At 39.3% G+C, this 24,162-nt stretch carries 25 protein-coding genes; 18 read left to right on the top strand and 7 right to left on the bottom strand.

Annotated features, from left to right (window positions below; all coding sequences use genetic code 11):
* The first annotated feature begins 276 nt into the window (after positions 1-276).
* The 6 genes from radC (at position 277) to MKX60_RS30210 (ending at position 6,352) form a co-directional block, all read left to right on the top strand.
* Positions 277-951, top strand: coding sequence for a RadC family protein (gene radC, locus MKX60_RS30235; protein ID WP_341061957.1), 675 nt, complete (start codon positions 277-279; stop codon positions 949-951).
* Positions 952-966: 15 nt separating this feature from the next.
* Positions 967-2,481 carry a hypothetical protein gene (locus MKX60_RS30230; protein WP_341061956.1) on the top strand — a complete coding sequence of 505 codons (1,515 nt, stop codon included), beginning with the start codon at positions 967-969 and terminating at the stop codon, positions 2,479-2,481.
* Positions 2,482-2,557: 76 nt separating this feature from the next.
* Positions 2,558-3,082, top strand: coding sequence for a hypothetical protein (locus MKX60_RS30225; RefSeq protein WP_341061955.1), 525 nt, complete (start codon positions 2,558-2,560; stop codon positions 3,080-3,082).
* Between the two features lie 47 nt (positions 3,083-3,129).
* The gene (locus MKX60_RS30220) at positions 3,130-3,519 is read left to right on the top strand and encodes a DUF6573 family protein (RefSeq protein ID WP_341061953.1); all 390 of its coding nucleotides are present in this window, start codon (positions 3,130-3,132) and stop codon (positions 3,517-3,519) included.
* A 2-nt stretch (positions 3,520-3,521) separates the two neighbouring features.
* Positions 3,522-4,610 (top strand): hypothetical protein, encoded by a 1,089-nt coding sequence (locus MKX60_RS30215; RefSeq protein WP_341061952.1) that lies wholly within the window; start codon positions 3,522-3,524, stop codon positions 4,608-4,610.
* Positions 4,611-5,614: 1,004 nt separating this feature from the next.
* On the top strand, positions 5,615-6,352 hold the full coding sequence (locus tag MKX60_RS30210; RefSeq protein ID WP_341061951.1) for a DUF3800 domain-containing protein: 738 nt from the start codon (positions 5,615-5,617) through the stop codon (positions 6,350-6,352).
* Between the two features lie 655 nt (positions 6,353-7,007).
* On the opposite strand, the gene MKX60_RS30205 is transcribed toward MKX60_RS30210, so the two are convergent.
* Positions 7,008-7,892 (bottom strand): helix-turn-helix transcriptional regulator, encoded by an 885-nt coding sequence (locus MKX60_RS30205; protein ID WP_076301018.1) that lies wholly within the window; start codon positions 7,890-7,892, stop codon positions 7,008-7,010.
* Between the two features lie 206 nt (positions 7,893-8,098).
* On the opposite strand from MKX60_RS30205, the gene MKX60_RS30200 reads away from it, so the two are divergent.
* Positions 8,099-9,535, top strand: a complete 1,437-nt coding sequence (locus MKX60_RS30200) for an erythromycin esterase family protein (protein ID WP_341061950.1) — start codon at positions 8,099-8,101, stop codon at positions 9,533-9,535.
* 237 nt (positions 9,536-9,772) lie between these two features.
* Here the strand turns inward: MKX60_RS30200 and MKX60_RS30195 are convergent, their stop codons facing one another.
* Together MKX60_RS30195 and MKX60_RS30190 are read right to left on the bottom strand one after the other, a co-directional pair.
* Complete coding sequence (locus MKX60_RS30195) at positions 9,773-10,246, bottom strand: hypothetical protein (RefSeq protein WP_341061949.1); 474 nt, start codon at positions 10,244-10,246, stop codon at positions 9,773-9,775.
* Positions 10,247-10,399: 153 nt separating this feature from the next.
* Entirely contained in the window at positions 10,400-10,792 is a 393-nt protein-coding gene (locus MKX60_RS30190; protein ID WP_341061948.1) for a hypothetical protein, read from the bottom strand.
* 538 nt (positions 10,793-11,330) lie between these two features.
* On the opposite strand from MKX60_RS30190, the gene MKX60_RS30185 reads away from it, so the two are divergent.
* The 8 genes from MKX60_RS30185 (at position 11,331) to MKX60_RS30150 (ending at position 19,064) form a co-directional block, all read left to right on the top strand.
* Positions 11,331-11,453: a hypothetical protein gene (locus MKX60_RS30185; RefSeq protein ID WP_341061946.1), complete on the top strand. Its 123-nt coding sequence runs from the start codon at positions 11,331-11,333 to the stop codon at positions 11,451-11,453.
* Positions 11,454-11,643: 190 nt separating this feature from the next.
* Positions 11,644-12,531 (top strand): hypothetical protein, encoded by an 888-nt coding sequence (locus tag MKX60_RS30180; protein WP_341061945.1) that lies wholly within the window; start codon positions 11,644-11,646, stop codon positions 12,529-12,531.
* Positions 12,532-12,767: 236 nt separating this feature from the next.
* A complete protein-coding gene (locus MKX60_RS30175) occupies positions 12,768-13,619 on the top strand; it encodes a DNA adenine methylase (protein ID WP_341061944.1) in 852 nt (283 codons plus the stop codon).
* A 69-nt stretch (positions 13,620-13,688) separates the two neighbouring features.
* Complete coding sequence (locus tag MKX60_RS30170; protein WP_341061943.1) at positions 13,689-14,819, top strand: hypothetical protein; 1,131 nt, start codon at positions 13,689-13,691, stop codon at positions 14,817-14,819.
* A complete protein-coding gene (locus MKX60_RS30165; RefSeq protein WP_179086930.1) occupies positions 14,797-14,949 on the top strand; it encodes a hypothetical protein in 153 nt (50 codons plus the stop codon). The genes MKX60_RS30170 and MKX60_RS30165 overlap by 23 nt, the downstream gene beginning before the upstream one ends.
* 116 nt (positions 14,950-15,065) lie before the next feature.
* Entirely contained in the window at positions 15,066-15,203 is a 138-nt protein-coding gene (locus tag MKX60_RS30160) for a hypothetical protein (RefSeq protein WP_341061942.1), read from the top strand.
* A gap of 302 nt (positions 15,204-15,505) precedes the next feature.
* Positions 15,506-17,860 carry a hypothetical protein gene (locus MKX60_RS30155; protein ID WP_341061941.1) on the top strand — a complete coding sequence of 785 codons (2,355 nt, stop codon included), beginning with the start codon at positions 15,506-15,508 and terminating at the stop codon, positions 17,858-17,860.
* A 328-nt stretch (positions 17,861-18,188) separates the two neighbouring features.
* Positions 18,189-19,064, top strand: coding sequence for a stalk domain-containing protein (locus MKX60_RS30150; RefSeq protein ID WP_341061940.1), 876 nt, complete (start codon positions 18,189-18,191; stop codon positions 19,062-19,064).
* Positions 19,065-19,142: 78 nt separating this feature from the next.
* On the opposite strand, the gene MKX60_RS30145 is transcribed toward MKX60_RS30150, so the two are convergent.
* Together MKX60_RS30145 and MKX60_RS30140 are read right to left on the bottom strand one after the other, a co-directional pair.
* Entirely contained in the window at positions 19,143-20,273 is a 1,131-nt protein-coding gene (locus MKX60_RS30145) for a hypothetical protein (RefSeq protein WP_341061939.1), read from the bottom strand.
* Between the two features lie 392 nt (positions 20,274-20,665).
* Entirely contained in the window at positions 20,666-21,265 is a 600-nt protein-coding gene (locus MKX60_RS30140) for a DUF3238 domain-containing protein (protein WP_341061938.1), read from the bottom strand.
* A gap of 214 nt (positions 21,266-21,479) precedes the next feature.
* On the opposite strand from MKX60_RS30140, the gene MKX60_RS30135 reads away from it, so the two are divergent.
* A complete protein-coding gene (locus MKX60_RS30135; protein ID WP_341061937.1) occupies positions 21,480-21,920 on the top strand; it encodes a DUF6843 domain-containing protein in 441 nt (146 codons plus the stop codon).
* Positions 21,921-22,047: 127 nt separating this feature from the next.
* A complete protein-coding gene (locus tag MKX60_RS30130) occupies positions 22,048-22,404 on the top strand; it encodes a hypothetical protein (RefSeq protein WP_341061936.1) in 357 nt (118 codons plus the stop codon).
* 299 nt (positions 22,405-22,703) lie between these two features.
* On the opposite strand, the gene MKX60_RS30125 is transcribed toward MKX60_RS30130, so the two are convergent.
* Together MKX60_RS30125 and MKX60_RS30120 are read right to left on the bottom strand one after the other, a co-directional pair.
* A complete protein-coding gene (locus MKX60_RS30125) occupies positions 22,704-22,946 on the bottom strand; it encodes a helix-turn-helix domain-containing protein (RefSeq protein ID WP_341061935.1) in 243 nt (80 codons plus the stop codon).
* Entirely contained in the window at positions 22,898-23,236 is a 339-nt protein-coding gene (locus tag MKX60_RS30120) for a sigma-70 family RNA polymerase sigma factor (RefSeq protein ID WP_341061933.1), read from the bottom strand. The genes MKX60_RS30125 and MKX60_RS30120 overlap by 49 nt, the downstream gene beginning before the upstream one ends.
* Positions 23,237-23,410: 174 nt before the next feature.
* On the opposite strand from MKX60_RS30120, the gene MKX60_RS30115 reads away from it, so the two are divergent.
* Positions 23,411-23,611 (top strand): hypothetical protein, encoded by a 201-nt coding sequence (locus MKX60_RS30115; RefSeq protein ID WP_341061932.1) that lies wholly within the window; start codon positions 23,411-23,413, stop codon positions 23,609-23,611.
* Positions 23,612-24,162: the final 551 nt, after the last annotated feature.

Raw genomic sequence — 24,162 nt, 5'->3', positions numbered from 1 at the left:
AATTAAAGGAGGAAGCCCCGCTATGTGTAATTAGGGGCTTCGCCCCAGTACATACATATGGGCAAAAAAACATGACTAAAGTACAACTGATGAAACTACAATTCGAGGCTGAAAGACGGAAAAAGCTGAAAGAATGCACAGTGATCGGAAAGTTGCTGTCTAGAAGCTAGATTCCATGCCTTTAGGATGCCTATAAAAACCAATTTGTGAGGAGGAAAGCCCCGCTGCCATTGTGCATTGGGGCTTTTGCCCCTTCAATTGGCATGGGCGAAAAATATGTCTATTACAGAGACCAATCAATATGCGGTGCGTGAAGTTCGGAGTTCTTTTTATCAATCGTGCAATACCAACTCTCTGTCCACTAGAGATTTACTCATTCTAATCCTAGAGCCTTTAGTGACAGATAGAAGCGTATCAGTTTTGGTGGATCAAATTTTGGAAAAGGGACTCAACTACTTAGCTTCTCTTTCCGAATTCGAGCTTTCGGTACTGTTTGGTATTAACGAGAAACAAAGTCTTCCGATCGTTGCCTTGTTTGAATTTTCACGCAGGGTACATGCAGTTAAGAAAGAGGAAATCACGGTGATTCGTTATCCAGACGATTGTTACGAATTCCTGAATGATCTCAAATTTCTCGACAAAGAACATTTTGTTCTGCTCTTCTTAGACTCAAGAAACAAAGTGATAGGAAGAGAAACGATCTCCATAGGTACGGTGAACAGTGGTCTTGTTCATCCCAGAGAAGTGTTTAAAGCAGCCATCCGGCGTGGTGCAGTTTCTATTATTGCAGCGCATAATCACCCATCCGGAGATAGCACTCCTTCTGAAGAGGATATTGAACTAACCAATCGATTAGTGGAGGCTAGCAAACTTATTGGTATTGAGCTACAAGATCATGTGATCATCGCTAGTCAATCCAATATGAGCATGAAACTAAGAGGCCTCATGTGAGAGGGGAATATAAAAATGTATCAGGCATATAAGATGAAACTGGTACTTACTCAGGTCACTGGTTTCAAACTCTATGAAACGGAGCACTCCTTTTCTTTTGGAATGTGTAATCATATTACCGGTGATCGCGGACAGGGGAAAACTGCCCTTTGCGAAGCCATCATATGGTGCCTGAAAGGGTGCGATTTAACGGGGAATGTAAAGGGAGTCAAGAAACGTTTGGCTAATCCCAATACTAAAGAAATGAAAGTCGTTACCACTTGGGAGTTTCATACCCTTGAGGGTCTTCTTGTTAAGCATTCGTTCTGCCGTATTAGTACTGCCCGCTCCATGCGTCTATTTTTGGATGATGAAAAAGTTAGCCAAGATGATTTTGATGAATGGTTTGGAGAAACAGATACATTACTTAGTATCTTTCTTCCGGGGTATATCGGTGGAATCGGAGCGGCTAGGACGAACAATGTAGTTCTCTCCATGCTTCCAGCACAAGATGTCGCTCAAGTCATGAATAGTCTTCCAGCGGAGACTCGGGCACGTCTGAATCTAGACGGATTGAGAGATCCACTCCAATATCTGCTGTCCTTAAAAAGTGAACTGAGTGAATGGAACGACTATATTCATGATACAGAAAAAGAAATAGCTCAACTGCTTCTCAAGAATGCGCTACGAGGGTCTTCTGCAGTCATCGAGGATGATGAGCGTAAAATGACGGATCTACGTCAACAAATTGAGAATCTTGAGCAGGAAGCGGGACCTGCATTTCCGGAACACATCAATGTATGGGAACTGGAATCTAAAGAACTGCGAAAGCGATATGATGCAGAAGTTGCAAGTTGGGTAACGTTAAACAATACACCGATTAATGGTGGAGAGAGAGAACGTATTAATAGAAAATTTGAGCTAGATCAAATCGCAAATCGCTGTAATGATGTCCTAAATGAGGGGTTTGCCCTACGGAAAGATATAGAAACGAATCGTGCTCTTTACGAGGAAGAGAAAGCTGAATTTATAGCACGTACTGAGCAGGAGCTTCAGCAACTTCAATTTGATCTTCAGTTGCTCGAGGCGAAAATAGAGCTAAAACAAAAGAACGGACATTCTATCAAAGATACCCCGCTACATCAGAAACATTTAACTGATGCGAAAATACAAAGGGACTATCTTTTGCTAGAGGTCGATTGCGTACAAGAATTCATGCTCCGGTATGCTGAGATGCAAGTGATTGCATCAAATCATACGTTGACTCATACTGAGATCTTGTTTATTCCAAGACGTGGGAAAGAAGGGGACTATACTTTCCATTACCGCCTACGGTATGAAGAGAAAGAGTATTATTTACTATCCAGTGCTGATAAAAATCGAGTTTCGTTTGAGCTTGCAGATTTAGTGGCCATGACGCTAGGGATGATGATTCCTGTCTTTATTGATAACGGTGAATCGATTGAAGAAGTCATCGGAGAGCGCACTCAGTTCTTTGTGACCTCTTACCTTCCCCAAGCCGAATTGTCTCACGAAATCATTGTTGCATAGAAAGAAAAAACAAGGAGGATTACGGGTGTAATACAACCATTAATCCTCTTCATTTGTTATGGGGAGGTATTTAAAAATGATAATTATTCTTATAGAAACGTTTGTACTCGTATTCATTTTCGCTATTCTCCTTGGATCTATGTTATTTACGGCAAAATCAATAGTATTCGGACGTTATTTAAACCGATATTTCGTAGTTAGTCGTAATGGAAAGGGTGCTTACACCCTTCATCATAGCCCTGCTTTTGGCTTTTACTATGCACATCGGGAGAAGTATTCAAGGCTGCAGGAAGATGCTATACGAAAGTTTAAAGCAGGGTATCCGGATATCGAGTTACACTCTGAAACTTCGACCTTACAAGGCTATTATGCAAAATTAGGTCTGAGTGGAACACCGGTACAGCAAAATAGAGTAGAGCGAGTAATCGGTATTGGAATGAACTACTTTCTCATTTTGATGAATCCAGCAAATTACCGTAAACGCAATCAGCAAGAATGGCAATTCATTCATCTCATGCGGCGGGTCAGAGTGAGTACTCCAATGCAGTATGTAATACTCAGCTTAAATGAAGCACAAAAACATGATGATACGAGAGAATGATTTGAATCTTCTTTTCAATCATTAAAAAATATAAAAGGATGGTCCAGATGAATGAACTTTGCGGCACGACTCTAATTCATGCCTACTCACGAGCAGATAGAATCCATGATGGTGGCTTAATTGACGTTTCTGAGCCAGCTAGACAACTTGGTATAATCTATCCTGTTGCCATTACGAGTGCGGTATGGATCGGAGCCATACAAGAGATCGATGGAGATAAGCTATTCGATATTAGAACACGTGGAGCTTTGTCGAGATGTTTAAGCATGCTTGCTTCTGTGGCAAGAAACTCCACAACTAATGATCACAAGCTGCTATTCACCGTCCCTTTGGCTGATAAGCATGGGAATATTGAGAATGTTCAGCTCAAAGCGATCATTGGCCCTGGAGATAACTTAGAAGCGGTTATTACTATTATGGAGCCCGAGGAGGATTAGATATGCCTCAATACGAACAAATGGATCTTCTTAGCTATATAGAAGATATGGAAGGGATGGCTGCTGTAGAAGCGGACATAGCGAAGTCAGAAGGACTTTTGAGAGTGATCGTAAGACGAATATTTTCGGAAAAGGAGCGGCTAATTAAGTTCTGCTCCCGCTCCCTGAATCGTTTGCAGTTATTCATCTTCTCTAGCCTTACTGTTCATTATCCAATTAAACCAGCCGATCCATCTACAGACCTTAAAAATATGAAGTCAGAGGAAGCCGGCATTTGTTTATCTAGTGTACGAATAAACAAAACCATTCCAGCTGTGAAGCGTTGGGGTTCTCAGAGTGCATTACGTATTCAAAGGGGCTTAAAGAACCTGCAGATCCTCTTTCAGCAGAGATTAATGACTAAAGATGCAGCAGTCTGCAAATCTAGCGAAAAACGCATAGAGAAGAACTCAGAGTCCTATCAGGAGGCATCTTCAGGACAGTCGTTACCTATGCTCCGCCCACCTACCTTTTTCGGGCTTATCCCTTGGGTGAACGTCTATACTGTCACTCGGGCATTTGGAGGATCCGAAGAAGGTGGATGGTACTATCGCCAGTATACGTGCGTAAAAAGCCAGCAAGTTTGGCTTTGGGACGCTGAGGTAACGGAAGCGATGTTTCTTAGAACTTATGAAGGGTTAGCATGGGGTTTGCTCTGTAAAGAAGCAGCCGGACAAGAAGTGGTTGTGAGAATTGAGAGAAGAAGAGCTGCACTTCAGTACGCTGAGAAACCAGCTTATGATCCAGAGATCGTGGTGGAGAGTGCCGTGAAACTGACATCAAAAACTCAGAAAAACATAGTGCGGTCTACACCGTTGCCTATAATGAAACCTGCGTCGAGTACGTTCAGCTCAATTAGCCATAAGAAGAATAATAGTATTCAAATGGTGCGTACCGCTTCTCTTGATGAAGAGCCGTGTGAACGATGCAAAGGCTCGGGGAGAACTCGGTACCTTCATATTAAGAACGGAATCTGTTTTTTATGCGGCGGAAGCGGGGAAAAATCGAAACAAAAACAAGATATCATAAATACGGAACCATCTTTTACGTAGTGTTGGAAACGAATAATAACCTACGAGGAAAAAAATAGAAATAGAGGAGGTGACCTGACAAACACCTGGGTTAATTCCCTGGTCTTTGTTAGGTCAATAATTATGGACACTGAGATTCAAAAACAAATAGAAGCGTATGAGTTAGCCCGCTCCAAGTATCTAAAAAAATAACAAAGGATGACTTGCGGAATTCCAGACTTCTCTGTGAGCCGCAGATCCTTAGATTTGATGGGATGACTTCAGAAGAGCGAGATCATGTCATTACTACAGAAGTAATGGGATGGGAGCCACATACGTTTGAGGTGCCGGCATTTTTATCTCACGAGCATTATTGTAGGGGCTCATTCAAACCTTCCCAAGACCTTGCAAGTATTTGAGTATACCCTTATCGCGGATAAGACTAGGCCTGTTCCTTGTGGTTCTGGAGCCGGAGTCTTTTGGAGTATTTACTAGGAAGATATATATATTGAGGCTGGGAAAACACCGCAGATGGCTATTTGTAAATATGCACTCGTTATTAATGATGTGCTGCTATATAAAATAAATGCGGCATAATGAATTAAATGGCGCGATTATAAGACGATACTGCAAGACATTGAATATTTAATAGCTAATAAGACCGATCCGTTGATCGGTCTTATTTCTGTTTATATAAAAGAGGATAGGTAACGCGACGTTTGCGCTAATGTCAAAAGAAAATAAAGTATTAGACTGAAAAATAAAGTGTTAGACTCGGAAAATAAAGTTATAGACTAAGAAAATAAAGAATTGGACTGGTAACGTCCCATTACACTAACGGGCAGGATTACTCTTCTCCCTATGAAGACAGTAAGCATACCTGCCGCGGATAAAACGTACGCGAATTGAATAATATGATATATTCATTAAGTAGCTTTGATAGCAACTCTATGGATTGCTTAAAGCAAAAAAAGTTGTCCAGACCATCCCGGGCTACTTTTTTGGTATAATCAATAGAAGATTTAGACAATTGTGGGGGAAAAGGCATGAGTAATGAATACTATTTATTCCTGGATGAATCAAAGCCAAACGGGAGTAATATACATCATCTATGTTTGGCTGGGGTCATTATTAAAAAAGAAACATACGAAAATAAAGTTGTCCCTGAAGTCAGAGCGTTAAAACAGCGGATCTTTAATAATACAGATATCATACTTCATGAATCGGAAATCCGCGCGAGCCGGGATCTGCCGTATACTGTTTTTAGGCGGAGTGAGACAAGAGCAGAATTTTGGCAGGGGATGGACAACATCTTCCGGAATTATAATTTGACCACGCTTGGGGCTTCTATTCATATTAGCGATTTTAAATCTTATTATAATGACAGTGAGTTAAACGATGAATATTACATCGTGCTTCAGATCGTACTTGAAAACTTTGTGCATTTTTTAAGAAGCCATAATGCCAAAGGACAAGTCTATATCGAAGGCATTAACACGACTGATGATACTAGGCTCCGCAATACCTATCATAAGATTGTGGCCAATGGGACGTTATATTATAGCCCAAATGCTTTCCAGGATCGCTTGTTAAACATTAACTTTCTGATTAAAGCAGATAACAATATCGGTCTTCAATTAGCTGATTTTGTTCCAGGTACATTAAACCGCTCATGCAATGGATTAAGTCCGAAACAGCCATCCATCCATCCGTTGATCGATGCAGCTCTGTATGATGGCGGCCATGGCTTAAAACAACGCTTCGGATTTAAGGTCCTGCCCTAAGAATTTTTGTGGACGGTTGTTGACAAATGGTTTGTTTTCAATTAACATTAGGGTACATTCTAAGTGATGAGGTTTACGATAGTTTTCCTCACGCTAGAGCAGGATATGAGGGAATTACGATAGTTCTTCGCTCATTACGACGGAAATACCTTTACTGAATAGTTAAGGTATTTTTTTTGCCTAATTTTAGCACACAACATTAAGATAAAACTGGATATAATAATTAATGCGAATTACGATAGTTCTTCGCATAACATAAAGAGGACTGAATTATGAACATTCTTCGTCCTCGCAAACGTAAAAGAACGGCCCTTTCTGAATAGTCAGGGCCGTTTTTATGCAATGGTAGTCCGTTACGCTAACGGGACACTATAGTTTAATAGCATAAATTGTTGAGCAGGCCGAAGCCTGCTTATTTTATTGAACAGTTAAGCTGCTTGCTTAAGGGGCATACCTTTGTGTGGGATGTAAGCTTTTTTGTCTTGTGCAAACTAACTACTCTTTTACTGTCGGGTATTAAGTAAAATATCTTTTACCAAGCTCACGAATATATTTCCTATCAAAAACTTTGAAGCCATTACGATCGTAACGATTACAAGACCGATGACATTGCCAAGGTTTTGTTTTTTAACATCATTCATTCTGCAACACCTCTCTATTCCTCAAACGATAAATTCATAGGCTCGTCTAGAAGTTCACACATAAAATCGATATTCGTCGTAGGTACCTTGGTATCCACTTCCTCGAATTGAAGCCCGTCTATCCAGACCTGTCCACTCCCGGACAACAGCACACCAAAAGCAATCGCGGCACTATTATCCGGCACATCCAGCACGATGCTGTAATGGTTCCACTCCGTATCTCCAATAATGGGGCGGTCACTCATGTTATCGAATTGCAGGACATCATGAAGAGCATCATCGACTCGCATCCAGAACCCACAAAACCCTCTCACTGCTTTTGTTTTGATAAACCCTGAGAGCTTTAGTCTTTTGCCCATATATTTGTCCGCTTTGAATTGCTGCATCATCGTTGCAAATTCGCCTTCCGTCGGTACCACTGTAACCGACTTTAAAAATCCGGACGCTCTCCCTTGATGGAAGGTTTCCCGGTCAATCCCCATCTGATAGTTGAAGGGGTGACTCCCGCTTAATTGCCATCCCTTTAATAATTGTTCATTTTTCATTTTCATTTCCTCCCTTTGCATCGTTAATTTGCCCATGATTTTGCGATACTGCCCTGGCGGTAATTGATAGTATTTCTTAAAAGAACGGGTGAACGATTCTTGGCTCTCAAAGTGATAATAAATGGCAATATCTATAATTCTTTCATCTGTGAACAGTAACATGTTGGACGAATTTGCAATTCTCCGAAATCGGATGTATTCAGATACGCTCACGCCAACCTCTTGCTGAAAAATCCGATGGTAATGATACTTTGAAAACCCTGCAAACTTAGCCATACTCTCTAGTGACAATTCTTCGGGCAAATGCGTCTCTATATAGGCAATCGACTCTTGGATGATCGGACTGTAGCTCATGTTATAACCTCCTTAAGAATAAAATATCAGAAGCAACCGCTGCATATTTGATATATATTGCTTTGTTTTTCGGGTATATAAAGGATAACTCCATCCATATTATTGTGTTCACATAAAGATAGCAATAATGATCAAAAAGGTGTGGTGCAATGAATGTATATTTGAAGTAGAACGTAAAATTATTTTTCGGTAAGGAGTTAGATGCAATGAAATGGAAGGCGAATACCCTTAGTCTGCGTAGCTTGTTGTGCATGCCGCTCACTTTGATCATGCTTAGTACCTCGATAACATCAGCGGTTATCCCGGTCAAGACTGCATATGGGGAAGCAGCGGTGAATGAACAGCAAGTCAGAACAGCAAGATCGTATCAGGCTACTTTATCCGATTGGAAGCGTTGGGCCGCGGATCATGCTTATGCCTTACAGACGATCCAACCGGAATCATGGTCTTCGAACGGAGGATCCATTGGGCAGGACAAATTTAGCGACCTTGATATACTGATCCCGTTGCTCGCTGATAAGCGAATCGTATATTTGGGAGAAAATTCACATGGTGTGGCCGAATTTAATCTAGTCAAAACGCGCCTCATTCAATACATGCACCAAACGCTAGGGTTTAACATTGTTGCATTTGAGAGTGGTCTGGGCGATGCAGCCCTTGGTCAAGGACGGATAAAAAAGACGGCGACTCCCGATACGATGAGGCGTTCCATATTTGGCGTATGGTGGACGGAAGAGACGAAGCCGCTATTCGAATACATGAAGGAGACACATAAGAGCGAATCGCCTTTGCGACTGACGGGCTTCGATATTCAGGTGCAATCCCCGCTTTTTCAGAATGCGAACTGGATTCCAAGTATTAAGCTGAAGGACAGAGCGCTGCAAGCGGAACAAGAGGTTCATAAGTGGAGAATGAGCAAGGATCAAAGCGGATTCCGTAAGGCCAAGCCTGAGCTGATTAAGGTGTATGAAGAGCTATTGCAGGCTGTGACTAAGAATGAAAATGCGTTGAAGATGGACTATCCCGATGAGCCGCATATCGTCAAGTTAATGAAGCGAGCGCTAGAGGATCGAATCCGGGTCATTCAGGAATTTAATGAGCTGTGCATCCAATCCAATCTATTAACAGAACAATGGGATTATAGCGGCGCTCAGTCCATGATGGAATGGCGCGATCGGGCGATGGCCAGCAACCTTGCATGGTTGGTGACAGAAGTTTATCCGGAAGAGAATATCATCGTATGGGGCCATAATGGCCATATCAGCAAAGCACAGTCTCTGATTTCCACCATGCCGAAGAGTATGGGAGAGCTTATGCCAAAGGAACTGCAACAGGAAAGCTACGTCATGGGTCTATTTATGGGCGAAGGACAAGCAGCCGAGAATACGAGGGAACCGATTCAGTTGAATCCGATTATTCCGGGGTCTATGGAAGATATTTTGGCGGCTGTAGGACAGCCATATACATTCATGGATTTACGCTATCGGGAAAATGAACGGGGAAATTCTTGGATGTTCGAACGGATGATAGCCTCTTATCAGGTGCAAATGCCGATGCCGTTAGAGCTACGACGGCATTTCGACGGCGTCCTTCTCATCAAACAAGCGAAGATGCCGACATATTTGCCGGACACATATAAGTGAGAAGGAAACCGTTTTAAAAAAGTTATTCTTCTTAGATTTCAGGCTCAGCTTCGTATCCCTTCGGGACAAGCCATTTTTTTGATTAAGACTCCTGAGCAGACAAATCTAAACTACATTGAAATAGGTGGAACGGAACAATGTGCACTTACCTTGGAAGTCAATGATTTTCACGGACTCTACAGCCAAATTGGCAATAACAAAAAATCCCGTCAACCATAATTGGTTGGCGGGATTTCGTTATTTCAGGTGGTCTTTTAAGATGTTTCCCAGTTCAGATGTGTATTTTGTCAGCCGGAGGCTAATTTCTGTCCGCATAACATCACGAGTTAATCCAAATCGTTCCTGATATCCTCGGCAAAAGATTTTGTAATATGTGATAAAATCATCTTGCTCATCCGCCAACATTTTGATATTCCGCTGCTTCAGCTCTTTCTGTAGGCGATAGGTATCCTGCATGATCCGGCGCTGTATGGATTCTCCAGCCATCAAAAAGGTACGTTTAAGAATGTTACTTGAGGGCTCGATCTCTTTCAGGCTCTTGCTAACCATAGTATCTATATAAGGAAGCAAAATGAGGTCTCGCACCATCGTGCGTTCCTCCGTTGTTATCATTTTATTTGGGTTCTCAAGCTGCTGTTCCTCGTACTGCTCAACATGTTCGGTCATGATCATCTTCGTTTTCCATCTTTCGTTATTGTCCAGCTTGCTCATGCATCCCCCTCCATTAACCGTCTCAAAAAATAAGAACATTTGTTTGTATTATAACCAAACGTTCGTTCGTTAATCAATGTAAAAAAATTCATCAGTTTATGCTGACGGATTAGACGTGTGAGATTTCAACTAATATCTTAGAGCAAGATTGTCTTAGAAATAATTACAAGGAGGATAAACAGTACTTGCACCGGTAGATGTAAAGGCTTCTCCGATATCACCGCCAAAGCTAGCAACAAACGAAGGTACGCCAATTTCATTAAAATAAGAGTTTAATTTATTAAACATAAACATTTCCAATAAAATTACCGTCTTTTCCAAACTCGATAAAGATCCCGCACTATTTCCTTTCCAAGTTGTATAAGGGATAAGGGACGAAAGAAACACATAAGTATAAAAAATATGACATAATGAAGAATTTGCCAAGGTGACTTGTGTAAAAAATCCTGAGCATATAAATGATACAAACTCCGATTTGCAAACATCATTGCACCACCGACAATGACTCTCAATATTATTGACATTAGTGTACTGTCTATCATTCATTAATCCTCTCCTTTTTATGTCCAGATTTATTCATTTATAAATTTCTGGCAGCACTGTAAGCAGAAGCTCTTGTATATACCTCCTTAAATTAAATAAAAAAGCACCGATAGATTCTAAACCATGAACGTGATTGCTCATGGTTTAAGAATTTATCGGTGCTTCCGAATTATTTAGCATATTTGATTTTTGATTGGCAATTGCTTACTGCTTACTGCTTACTGCTTACTGCTTACTGCTTACTAACTAGTAAATCATTTTTTGGGGCATTCCGCAAGGTACGGAAAATAGAGGTCAAGAACACATAACTACATTCAGTTCACCTTCTTTTTCTTTCCAAATTACCTAAGAGATAATATACTAGATCTATTACGAAACACATTTATTTTCTCTGCAGAACTATAATTCATGCAGAGAAGGGGACTTCTGCATAGCAGAAATAAAATAGGGTTTAAATTATGGAGACAAAAAGGTATACGGGACACGTATATTCTTTTTTTTGTCTCCTTTTTTTATGCCCAAAAAAAGAGGAGGAATTAGGATGAGCCTTTTAACAGCTTGCTGTAAAAAAGAACAAACTTGGCGTCATACCAGCGAAAATCCTTTAAATGATCACTTCGAAATAGCCAGCCTGCAAAGAACCTGTTTGCTCAAGCTGTGGTGAAGTACATCCTGCGATGATTCAAGTATGTGATTGCTGCGGGAATGAAGGAGTTTTACATGAGACGCGATTAGGTGAATGCTGTGGCCAATGTATTAGACTGTATCCCGAGGATTTAATCCTGGAGAAATGGGTGTATACATTACCCCTAAGCATTAATCAGAGAAATAAAAATTAGACTTGAGGTGGAATAATGCGAAGAATTGCTTTTATAACAGAATCTTCAGCAAGACCAGATGAAGCTATGCCGGCTCACAAGTTCTTCCAAGGAACGCAAAGTCGATGGGTTAATTCAGTCATCAAGTACATGGAAATCCGTGACTTTCCTCATGAAGACATCTTCTTTTTGAGTCATTATGAGCAGCGAGTTATTGGCTATAAGGAATTAGTCGAGCCGTATCCTAAGCAAAAATATCATCCACGAAAAAATGAAGCGATTGAGTTAGCCCATAAGGTCATGAATCTGATTCTCCGTATGGAATCATTGCCTTTTGTAGAAATTCATGCAGGTCGAACCTTCTCAGATCCGCTTAAGCAACTGCTTGATGAGCATAACGTTTCTTATCGCATATATGGATCTGGAATACCGCTAGGAAGCAAGCCAAATTATTACGGTGATTTAATCGAGGAAGAGCTGAACAAGCGGAAACTCAAGGAAATTCAACGTGAGAAATGGCAGATCACTTCAATGATTCGATTACAGACTCCTCAAGAAGCCAGTGAGGTTATCACTAATTTTAGTAATAACGCCCATCTTTACGGCATCGAGCGGAATCTTGAAGAGCTAAAGGAACTACTCGGAAATTACAACCAGAAGCGGAAAGACGTTAAAAATGCTTTAGGAGAAATGGAGCTACTGCTCCATGAAGAAGATCAAACTGGTGAGCTGGAAGCCTTTCTACAGGATAAAGGTTCACTTGCGGAACTGCATGTAGATTCCGAATTTGAGAGTATTAAAAATAAATACGGTAAGTGTCTAGCTAAATTTACTTTGTGTCTAATTAAGCAGAGCTATGTACTGCAGAGTGAAAATAAAATTAGTGAAGCGCTACTCCGGACACAAATCGCACTTATCAAATAAGGAATGGTGTTTCATATGAATGAAATGTTAAAGATGCGATTCCATACTCTCTAATATCAGGTGCGACGAAGGTACGGAATAAACCGTATTGAGGTTCATTGTAGCCCCCTTCAGCGAGCTCCCAATTGGGATATGTAGCACTTACGCAAATCGTTCGAGAATGCGTGAGAGGACAGATAGAGTCCTGCCTATTTCCATATCGACTAAATACGATATCGGAAACAGGAGAGATGGATATGGCGACAAATTATGTTGATGAAAATAGCGTAGGGAGTGTAATTCGGTGGTTTGGAGGAAAGCATTTTCTGTCTCGTGACCTGGTTCCTTTAATTCCTGAACACCACTGCTGGGCGGATGTTTTTGGAGGCGGAGGGCACATGACTGTGGCTAAAAGAAGAAGTAAGGTAGAGGTTTTTAATGATAAGGATCATGATCTAATCAATTTCCTTCTAACTCTTAGAGAGAGAAGGGATGAGTTGATAAGTTCATTATCTACTTTACCGACAAGCCGCTACCTTTTCGAAAAATGGCAACATGAGGAGCTTCCTAAGGATCCTCTTGAACGAGCAGTAAGGTGGTACTATTTACTCCGAAACTGCATAATACCCGCAAACGGTATTAAAAGTGGATGGCGATCCGGAAAGATTAAGAACACCGCTAGTGATTTTCAAAACTCTTTGGCAAAACTCGAAGCTTTTGAAGAGCGGTTTAGTCGTGTCATGATTGAATGTCTTGACTATAAAAATATGATACAGCGATATGATTCTCCGGGTACTTTCCTATTTGTCGATCCTCCATATGTTCACCGTGAGCACTATTACAAATTCGCTTTTGATGAACATGTTGAACTTGCTACAATGCTTCATAATATTCAAGGAAAATGCATGGTCACGTATTATGGCGACCCGTTAATTCTAGATCTTTATAAGGATTGGCATTGTGAGACATTCGAAGCAAAGGTAGGCACAGTATCCAAAGCTGAACTAGGACAAACCCGAAGAATAGAGAAAGAATATGTTTTTATGAATTATAAACCAGAAACCAAGGGTCAGTTGTCATTTGATTTTCCTGTAGTTAATGACATTTGAAAGAAACTAGTTAAAGGAAGGATCTCCACCACAATTGTGGAATAGTAATGAAGGGGAGGGAAATATTTCATGGACCAATCTGACATAATGAGAAACTATCATAGCTATATTGACGAATTAAAAGGAACTTACGATCCAATCATAAAAAAGATGAGAGAGCAGAAAAACGAAAAATGGGTAAGCATTGCTTGGAAAGGCCCCATTAAGCAGGTATTAGGATATTTTAAACACGCTAAAATAGTTTCAGCGATAAAATGGAGCTCACTACCTCTTTTAGGACAAGCAATAGTCATCTTGACCGGTTGGTATAAGCATTTACCATTATGGTCTATTATTCTGGGCAGTGTAGTCTTGCTATTTGTTATCTATTACTTTTTTTATGTAAAACGATACATAGACAAGATGGCAACCCTAGGATCGCCTGAATTCCACGTTGAAGCTTTGAAGGCCAGACGTCCTGCGGAATATGCTGTTTGGAGTACTTTCATTCAAAAGGATCACTTCACTTTTAATGGTCTATACGATGCTTTCAATACATTACTAGTCCCTATAAAAGATGGCAGTATTGAGTCTGTACTGCAATATTCTATAGGTAGGGAGGAAGTATTGGAGGAAACCATCCAGGAATTAAGAGATCGAATAGAAGAGTTAGAAAGATCAGTAGATGGGCTTGCTAAAGATATCGATAATTCAGAAAATAGTATTTCTTATTTGGTTAATTTACTTAACGTAGTCAACACCAACTTATATCGTTTAACCAACGGAATTCTTAATTTTGATGATCTGAGATTCGTCTCTCCATTTACGATTTATGCCGTAAAAGAAAATATACTCACAAAGATATACGACGTAGGCACTTCTGGAGGAAGTGTGAGTGAGATAGATTTAACTGTCACGCAGGAATTCGAGTATGCAGCTGTATTTGCAGCAAAAGAAAAATCTAGCGATTCATATATTAGCTACCCATATCCAGGAAGAGTTGTCGTCGCTTTCTCAATGAAAATGCTGAATAATGAACGCTGGGTGTGGTGCTTCCACTTTGATGAGTCAGACAAACGCGCCTTGTCTCTAGTAATTTCCAATGATATAATAGAGTCAAGACAAATTAGAAGACTTATTCATGCTTTTTGTTTGGTACTACACAAAAACATGATCTCAAAAAAGGAGGCTACCCAAGATGCTGCAGAACAGGCCAATTAAGGTAGAGGATAAATCTCAGGAAGAAATTTTGAATAAACGGCGCCAGCTGCGTAACGAAATGTTAAAGCAACTTGGTGAAAGAGTAGCCGTTACGGAAGAGAAAGCTGAGAAGGTATTGCTTAGAGCATAAATATAAGAAAAACCCTCGGGAATGAATTCCCGAGGGTTTTTTTGTGCATAGGTTTATAACTATGAAACTTGAGAAGACTACATACTATGAATCTCTAATAGAAGGGAAGAAATAGTATGGATAAAAAGGGGAAGCTTATTACATTCCAAAAAAAAGCAATCAAAATTATCGATCGTACACAAGCAGAGATAATGAAGGAGAGAAAAGAAAAGAGAAGTGAATTATTAAACAATCTGAAAAAAAACAAAAAATAAGAACAGCTATCTATTATTTAAAAACTTAAATGTGATTACATGCCTCTGTAAAACAGTAGGCATATTTCTATTTGAGTTCCTACTTCTCTACTACAACTTCTTCTATATCCATACGTTTCTCATCACTTTTAACATCTTCCTTATATGAATTTCGATTTTCAAATTTTCTTTTCGAAAAAAATAATAGAAAAAAGATATGCAATTTATAGGGTATTAAAAACGAAATTTGTATTGTAAAATTTGTTATTAGTGGAATATTTACATTATTCCACAAACTTTTGATAAAGAATTGGAGGGAAGTTATGAAAAGGTTTCTAAAAAGTTTATTGACGTTAAGCACCATACTGGCCGCAGGAATGTTATTCTGGCAGAATGCGTATGGTGAGATAGTTGAGGCAGATGAAACAAAGAGTCAACAGGTGCAAACCAAAGAAGAGATTCCTGAGTTACGAACCGAGAATACCAAGACTTTCAAAACGGATCAGTCAGGAGTATACGTGCGAAAAGTGTTTAACGAACAGACACACTATCAAGGTGAAGATGGGCAGTTTTATGAAATAGAGACAGATGTAACCGATGAAAATCTTTTTAATTCAATTAACGACAAAGAGGTTTCAAGCAGTAGCTCAGAAAAATTTAAGAATTTGAAGAATATTAAAGAAACCTTCAATAAAGAAAACAAATCTCAGATACAAGATATAGATGGGTCTTATTACGCCTTGCACGTCCCTTTCCATGCTGAGTTTCCCAAAAAAATTGCTGCAGGTTACTCTATTAGTAAAGGAGCCGATGTACTTTCCTTTATTCCACAAAACGTTAACCCTTCCAAAGGGAAGAAAGACCCGAATAACCCTAACACTATGTTGTACGAGAATGTATGGGCATTTACTCATATAAAATTAACAATTACCCCTACGGGTATAAAGGAAGATATTGTTTTATTGAACGCGCAAGCCCCTAATTCTTTTAGTTTTGAAGTTAAAGGTAACCTGGACAAAGATATGAATTCAGGAGAATTAACGGTTCTTCCCGCTTGGCTTGAAGACAGTACTGGAATAAAAAGAACAGTGAACACAGCAAAGCGCACGGTGGGAAGTAAAACGTATTTGGATCTGTCCTGGGACGACAACGGTCTAGTATACCCGGTTACGATCGATCCTAGCATAAATAGTCAGAAATCCAGAGCGTATAATACGTGCTCCAATGATCCTAACACGTTAAATATAGGTCTTGTCGTCGGTTACGACCAAAATACGAGGAAATGTATGTCGTTCGTTCAATTTTCTGATTTCCAGCTCCCTAAATCAGCTCAAGTAACCAATGTTGACTTAACGATTCATGGTTATAACAGTTATAACGGCTCGTTTCCTGTTACGGTTCGACAGTTGTTTGCACCTATTACCATGCAATTGAATTATAATAATCCTCCAATTTGGCTGGATTCCAAATCAGTTACGGCGAATGTATCGTATACACCGAAGTACGAAACTTACAGATGGAGCAACCTCAAAATTGATACCGCATATTTTCGAACGGGTCTCGTGCAGCTCGGTATGTACTATACAGGCAACTCATCTGGTATGTTGTACGAAAGCGCTGAAGGATATGGCGTGACTCAACTTGAGATCACATACATAGATACCAAAAGTATTTATAATTATGATTTAAATGGTAGATTATCCTCTATACGCACAAAGTCAGGACATCTCGAGTATGGTACTATCTATGATAAAAATGGAAATACCCTTAAAAGACAAGCTCCTTATTATACGCTACTCGAGAACCATGACTTTCACGAAGGAAGCGCGATGTGGAAACTTGGTCCAAGTATGAGTATTTCAAATGAAATGTCTGTAGACGGAAACAGTAGCCTAAAGTTTTCCTCCGCGACAGCAACCACCTCTCAGTCTATGACACAGGCTTACTCGATATCTGCCGATAGCGCGAGCAGTTATACGCTAACGGCGGATATAATGGATAACACGACCAGCGGAAAAGTGTATGTGACTTGGAAAGAGTACAACTACTTTTACGGACAAGTGGCTTCAGGAAGCCAGCTTCTTTCGACAGTGCCTGGGCAATGGTCAAAAAAGTCGATTTCGTTTTCAACAAGTACTCAGACTAATTGGATTACAGTTCAGATCGTAGCAGATTCAGGAACTTATGGTACCGCTTTCATTGATTCTGTGAATATCACTCCAGGAATCATAAATGCCGGATTTAACAGGGGGATGGACGGCTGGTACAAAACTGACAAAACTGACAGTTCAATTACAGTAGATTCTTATAAAGTGAAGGAAGGGTCAGGAAGTCTGAGATTTAGCAAAAACGGAAGTTCGATTAATACAGGGATAAATATGAATAAAAAAATCCCGGTCAACCCGGGGGAATCTTATAATTTTAGCGCTTGGTTTTATAATGATTTAACAACAACTAATGGAGAAATAAAAATTTTAGTAAGGGAGTTTCCAGAACAAGGGCCTCAAATTTACGATCATTGGCTAGTAGTCACTGAACAAAGAAACTCAGGTGCTTGGTTCAGCAAAAACATTAACTTTACAACAAAAAGTTCAACTAGATACATTGGGATTCAAATTTTTATTAACAACGCTGCTGGAAGTGCTTACGTGGATCAAATGCAGCTAGCGCCTAATTAAAATTCCTATCCTATTTAGCGTGGGGGGCTTTGATGGGTTGGAATTGATTCAAAAAGCCTGCTCGCATCATCAATAGCGGGCTTTTTGGTTATTTTACTTACCTTTCAAGTAAAAGGTAAACAGGTATTCAATAGTTTCTAAATTAAACATTTTATTAATTAATTTTTAAACGAACGGCGAGAAGTTTTACGTAGCTAATTCAGTAACGAGCAATATAGTGTGTAATTATTGGATAACCCTATAAGAATTTGGGTAATAAAACAAATGAAACAAAATAAGGGAGAGAAGCGTCTATAGTTAAGTTGAATCTATTATGGGAGGTTTTATTATGATGAAAAAATTGACGATTTCCTTATTTGCCTCAGCTTTACTTGTGCTTCCAGCAATACCGGTGCTTAGCTTTGCGGCGGATACATCCAAACCTACGATCATAAACAACGGTCAGATTAACAACGGTCGAGTTCTCATTCCGTTACGAGCTGTTTCAGAAAATTTAGGCGCGAGTGTGGAATGGTTTCAAGCGGAGAAAGAAGTAAAGATTAAAAATGGCGACTCGACCATCTGGCTTGCTGCAAATTTCAAACGCGCAATTATTGTATCACCGCCGACTACAGATAATCCGGATATTCAGCACCAGGAATATATTGATTTAGATACTGCCACGCAGGTCATTAAAGGAACAACCTATGTTCCGCTACGCTTTGTCGGGCAATCGTTAGGTGCGAATGTCTTATGGAACCAACAGTCTAAGCAGGCGACACTGACATTGGGCGGTAAGGGACTCGTTGTCAACATGGAGCAGCCGTCTGTTCAAATCCCTGATAAACAGAAAATTATGGATCCACGGTTAAAACTACTTTCCGATAAATTAAATCAAGCAGCTGATGTCTCTTCAATTAAAAATATTAGTTCCTACTTCAAACCGTACTTTACAGATAAATTAATTAAGTCTATCGTTCAAAATAAAGGCTTGAATACAGCTAGTACCTATGAAGCGCCTGCCTCGTTGCCAGTATACATTAACAAGACTTCAGCCACACTTTCCCAATCGGTTATTTTGGCAAATGGTCTAACAGGAGAAGATCAATATGCCGAGGATCGTACGATCAATCTCATATTTACGAATGGTGTATGGAAGGTCGATAGTGTCAGCAAGGGGTCGAGGGTACTAATCTCAGGGTTCTCAGATTTTCAACCGCAATAATTATTCATAGGTTCCTGATATTTGATTAAGAAAAACAAAGAAGCCCTCATAAGAAGGGCTTCTTTGTTTTGTTTATTATTACAAAGTCTGAAAAGCAATAAGTGCCGGGGTAGATGCTGCTCCCGCAGTTGATAAAGTAATTATACGAGTGATTACGGCTCCAGGTGCGACCGTTACCGTTACTACCTCAACCCCTTCTTGATTAGTTCCTGGAGTATCCAAGTAGGATTTAACCGCAGGGATTTTGTATGTCACACCGTCACCGCTCCACTTAACTGCACCTGCATAATATTCAGTACCGCGAGCACCAACATAAATCTTAACTTTCTTTTCAGAGCCAGTATCATTACTAAGAGTGACAGTAAGATTGTATTTGACTCCATAATGTCCTTTATCACTGTCTGCTGGTCCCTGTGATGCTGGAGCGCCAGAAATTTTATACGAATTACTTGCTGTCATTAGGTTATCTAGATTGCCGTTACTAGCGTTGTAATATGCCCATCCGCTTCCAGCTTTATAACTAACTGAGCTCGCAATATCGGCAAAGCCCCATGAACCGCGGGGATGCGTGGAATTATTTGCCGGATTGGTATAGTAATTAACAACCGCCGTTTGGTTTTGACTTAGATTTGCACTTACGCTATTTGCTGCTACGGTACGGACTCTGTAATTCATGGCAACGTTAGCAACGGTGTTACTGATGGAAAATTCAATGACACCACCTACAATCTCCCCGTTTCCTACAATCCATTCTTTTACAACACCTATTTGACCCGCTGCTACGGAAGAATTAGTTGGTGGAATACTATCCATAGTCCCTCCTACCAAAGCAGCAGCCGCACAGATTCCAAGCGACGAAATCTGACCAATAGGAACTACCTGAATAGCGTTATTCAAGTTATGAATCGAGTAGGAAGAAGCACCAGCATTCCCCAGTGTGATCCCTACTTTAATTGAAGCACCTGTGTTATTATAATGCCACAAGAAAGCTCTGTAACGTACAGTGGAGTTACCAGTAGAAGTATCGCTCCACAGTGTAGCGAAGCCGTTTGTAAATGTGGTTGTAGTGGAGTTGATCGTCTCTGGATTGTCCGAAATAAGAAAACGAGTACCTACAGCTGATTGCGAGCCTGTTAAACCAATGGGAGCCGGTGTTGCAGGTGGTTTTGGGAAACTAACAATAGTTTTAGGTGTTTGATTACAAGTCATATAAATCCCTCTTTTCATCATTTTTCAGCTTGTTGGGATATTCTCTACTAGTGTGTATCCCTCACAACGAGTAGAACGTTACACAAACTGTACTGCAAGGATGGACGTTAGGAGAATTTGTCCCCCTCACTTGTATAGGCAATATAAGAGAACGAATTACAACCTCTCGGTTGAGTTTTTCTTGCGAACGAGTAGGGTAAAAAGGTAAAGCATAACTATAAGAAAAACCCTCAGGAATGCCCGAGGGTTTTTCTATGCGTAGGTTTATTACTATTAAACTTAAGAAGACCATGATTAAAGGCACAAAGATTTTATAAGAAATACGTGCCGATCAAATATCGGCACGTATAGAATGCTTATCATTTCATATGACATCCTAAGATAAGTCTTTTTTATATAATGTTTCGGGTTTCATACACATTGATGTCCATCGGTGGGAATAGATTTAATAGAGTTTTCTCCTCAAAGAGATAAATATTTTTCCATGTACCACCATTTACACTTGCGTATACTTCAAAGGAGGGATACCCATCATGTAATCCTTCGATTGAGATCAAACCACTTTTATGAATAGAAACAAAAAGATGATAATTTACAGCAGGCGCTCCGGGAATTAGAGGATCAGCTGCATCCCCATCACATACAAATCTGTAGAAATCAGAATTCCCACCCAAAAGATAAGAAGTGTCTACACTTGCAGTAATGCCTTTTGGATCTGCTTGTCCAGTACTATCAACATAATTACCCGTCGAAATATTGGTGCTACGTTCAGTTGTAATCCCCGTATTTCGGTAGGCAGTATAAGTACCACCCGTATTTGTAAAAGTAGCATTGATTTGTTGAGCTGTTCGATAGGATGCTGAAACATCCTTATTGAATTTACGATCATCTCCCTTAAACTCACTTCTATATCCAATTGGAGCTGGAAATGGTGAGGTAACCCAGTCCTTAGATATAAATGATACAATTCTAACTGAAAGTGTAATTGCCATAATAATTCCTCCTAAAGTTCATTGATAGTTCAACTATAAGAATGAGAATAATTCAATCCATTCCCTAACCATAACTAAATGTTCTCTTATAGTTGGCCTTCTACTATGGAGGTAAAAATAAAGCTAATATTACAACTTATTTTAAAAACTTGTTTTTTGAAATAACATAAAGTGTAATATAGTTATAAATATTACTATTTAATGGAGGTAAGTGATGAAAAAGACGACTTTTATAACTGCCATATTGTTATTACTTGTAAGTCTGACAGCTTGCGGATCTAAAAATCGTCACCCAAATGTATTTCTTATACCTGAAGACTATAATGGGTGGGTACAAATTATCTACAATCAAAAAGGATTTGAAAATATCAAAAATCTTGAAGGAAAGAATATTTATCAAATTCCTGAATCAGGATTATTAAAAACCTCTACAGAAGATGCAGAATATGGGGTAGCTTCTGACGAGTACTATTTTCTAAGTGAACAAGGAGAACGAAAAAAAATAGATACGGATAAAATGATTCACGGACATAATCTTGGGAGTGGAGAATCCGGTAATAAAGAATTGCCTACTGTACAATCTTTTTTTGTTGGGACACAGGATGAACTTAAAAATACGCCTAATCCAGGATATCCTGAGGATCAACTAAACTAAGAAGTGTTATGGCTCAAATTGTTCCGAATACTCCAAATGTACATCTTGAGTTTCTACAGTCAAAAGGAAATAAATATGAGGGGACAAGAATATCCAGATCTCACTTAATTAATTAGGAGTAGAAACGATGATTAAAATTAAACAAGTTGGTAAGAAAGCAGTTCATCTAATTTTAAATATTGATGGAGCGAGATTATTGCTGTCGAGAATGAACTTGCCGGGAGATATAACTATCAGGTTAGATGAATCATCATTAAAAATAACAAAGGGGACAGTAATTGACTTAAAAATAATTATTAATGATGAGGATGATAGAATATCATTTCTGGGTACTACCTTCGTATTAGAATTGGATAGTGATACCTTAGAGTATTTTAGAAAAAGACTAGAGGATTGTTTAAATGGAGGGGACTTTAGTCCAGCTGAATTGTGTGAGGCTAGTTTTGGTAGTTTGGTAATCTCTATGTATGCTATTTTAATTTAATAACTTCTCTCTGAAACCTTGATTGGCTTAGTGCCTTTCAAGGTTTTTTATAGGGACTCCCCCGTTATGGATGAACACCTCAGTAAAGGAAGGCTACAAGCTAGAATGTGAGGGTTTAGCTTGCAGCTTTTTGGGAAGCGGAGCATATTATTGATAGAAACATGGGAGACGATAGATGGCATAGTGACCCCTTAAATAACAAAACCTTGATTGGCTTTATGCCTTTCAAGGTTTTGTTGATGGGAGCAGCATTTCCAGCAGAACTTACTTTCTCGAAATCAGTTAAAGCAAACTATGTTTTAGTCTATATTTCCATTGGTTTCTGACACTTCATTACGAATTATACATTCCAAAAATTCAAGAACGATTTGAGAAACAGCGTCTTCTTGTGGTAAATGAATGAACTTGCTTAATTTTACAATATCTTCTTTATAGAGTTGAATGAGTTGTAGCATTGCATCTGGATCCTTTTTCTTAGCAGCACGAACTAACTCTAAGAACTCACCATCTGGGATAATTTCTGCATCATCTTTCTTTTCCATTTATTCACCGCCTGTTGGCTGATTTTAAGTTCGTTTGCAACTTCAGATTCGGTCAAATCTTGAATATAAAGTTTATATATAATTACCTTTCCCTGTGGGGGCAAGGTATTCATAAGCTGTTGAATCAACATTTTATCTTCAGAAGAAGATGTAAAACTGGAGCTAGAATAATCGCTGTCGTAAAGTGAGCTTTCCCGGTTCCTGATTTTTTTTGCTTGATACTGTAATCTCCATCCAATTCGATATATTTCTGTTTTATAACGTTCGTAGACAGTAGGCTGCATTTCCATAATAGAATCTCTCCTTTTATGACTGTTATACCTATAGGGAAAAATCAGGATGTTTTTAACAACCAAAATAGGAACATTTGTTCTTATTATACCATTTTTTTGAATGGAATGGTTGTGAATTCGAGTCATTACTTTCCTTATTAGATAGACGCGTAAAAGGAGGGAGGGATTGCAATGGAGGTAACTGATATAATTTCACTGGTCACGAATGTTGGATTTCCAGTAACGTTATGTTTTATTCTGGTTCGCTACGTATTGGTAACGATAGTAGATAAGTTGGTAACGATAGTAGATAAGTTGGGAATGCTGGATAACTCTTTAAACCAACTTACGCAGGCGATTCAATCTATTAAACAACTAAGCAAAGATAAATGAGGAAATGGATAAAGTCATTTTAACGAGCCTTCAGAATCTGGGAGCATGATACAATTTAATAAAACCATGCACATTCAACATTGATAAACAGATAAACACTAATGAGCATTACTATATGAGTTTCGCTAAACTTTCCAATCTGTTTTCGTGTCAATTACAACAGTATAGAATAGAGAACATTCATTCGTTTCGATTCCCGAAAAATATTATTCTTTTTTTTGGTTGTTAAAAACTCCTTCAAATTCCCCTTATATATGAGAAGCTTTTTTTAGAGATGTCATTAAACTAACGTGAACGACAGTTCAATAAAAAAAAGCGGCAGTCTAGGACTATATTTTCTCGTCCATGGCTACCGTTTTTCTATCTCTGGGTTAAGTCTTTTACTTTATTATCCCAACACAATTATTGATAACTTGGGAAGAGTATAACCCTTGGATGGTATTCTTCTAGTTATTGTTGTCCCTGCACTCTGTATTTTTACGATGATCTTACGTTATCTAAAACTTAGAGGATCCTTTAAAGCATCACGCAAAATTAATTGCATTATTAAG

Origin of the sequence: Paenibacillus sp. FSL R5-0914, from assembly GCF_038004525.1 — a bacterium.
Taxonomy (GTDB): domain Bacteria; phylum Bacillota; class Bacilli; order Paenibacillales; family Paenibacillaceae; genus Paenibacillus_AQ.
This window is presented reverse-complemented; position numbering and strand designations above follow the sequence as displayed.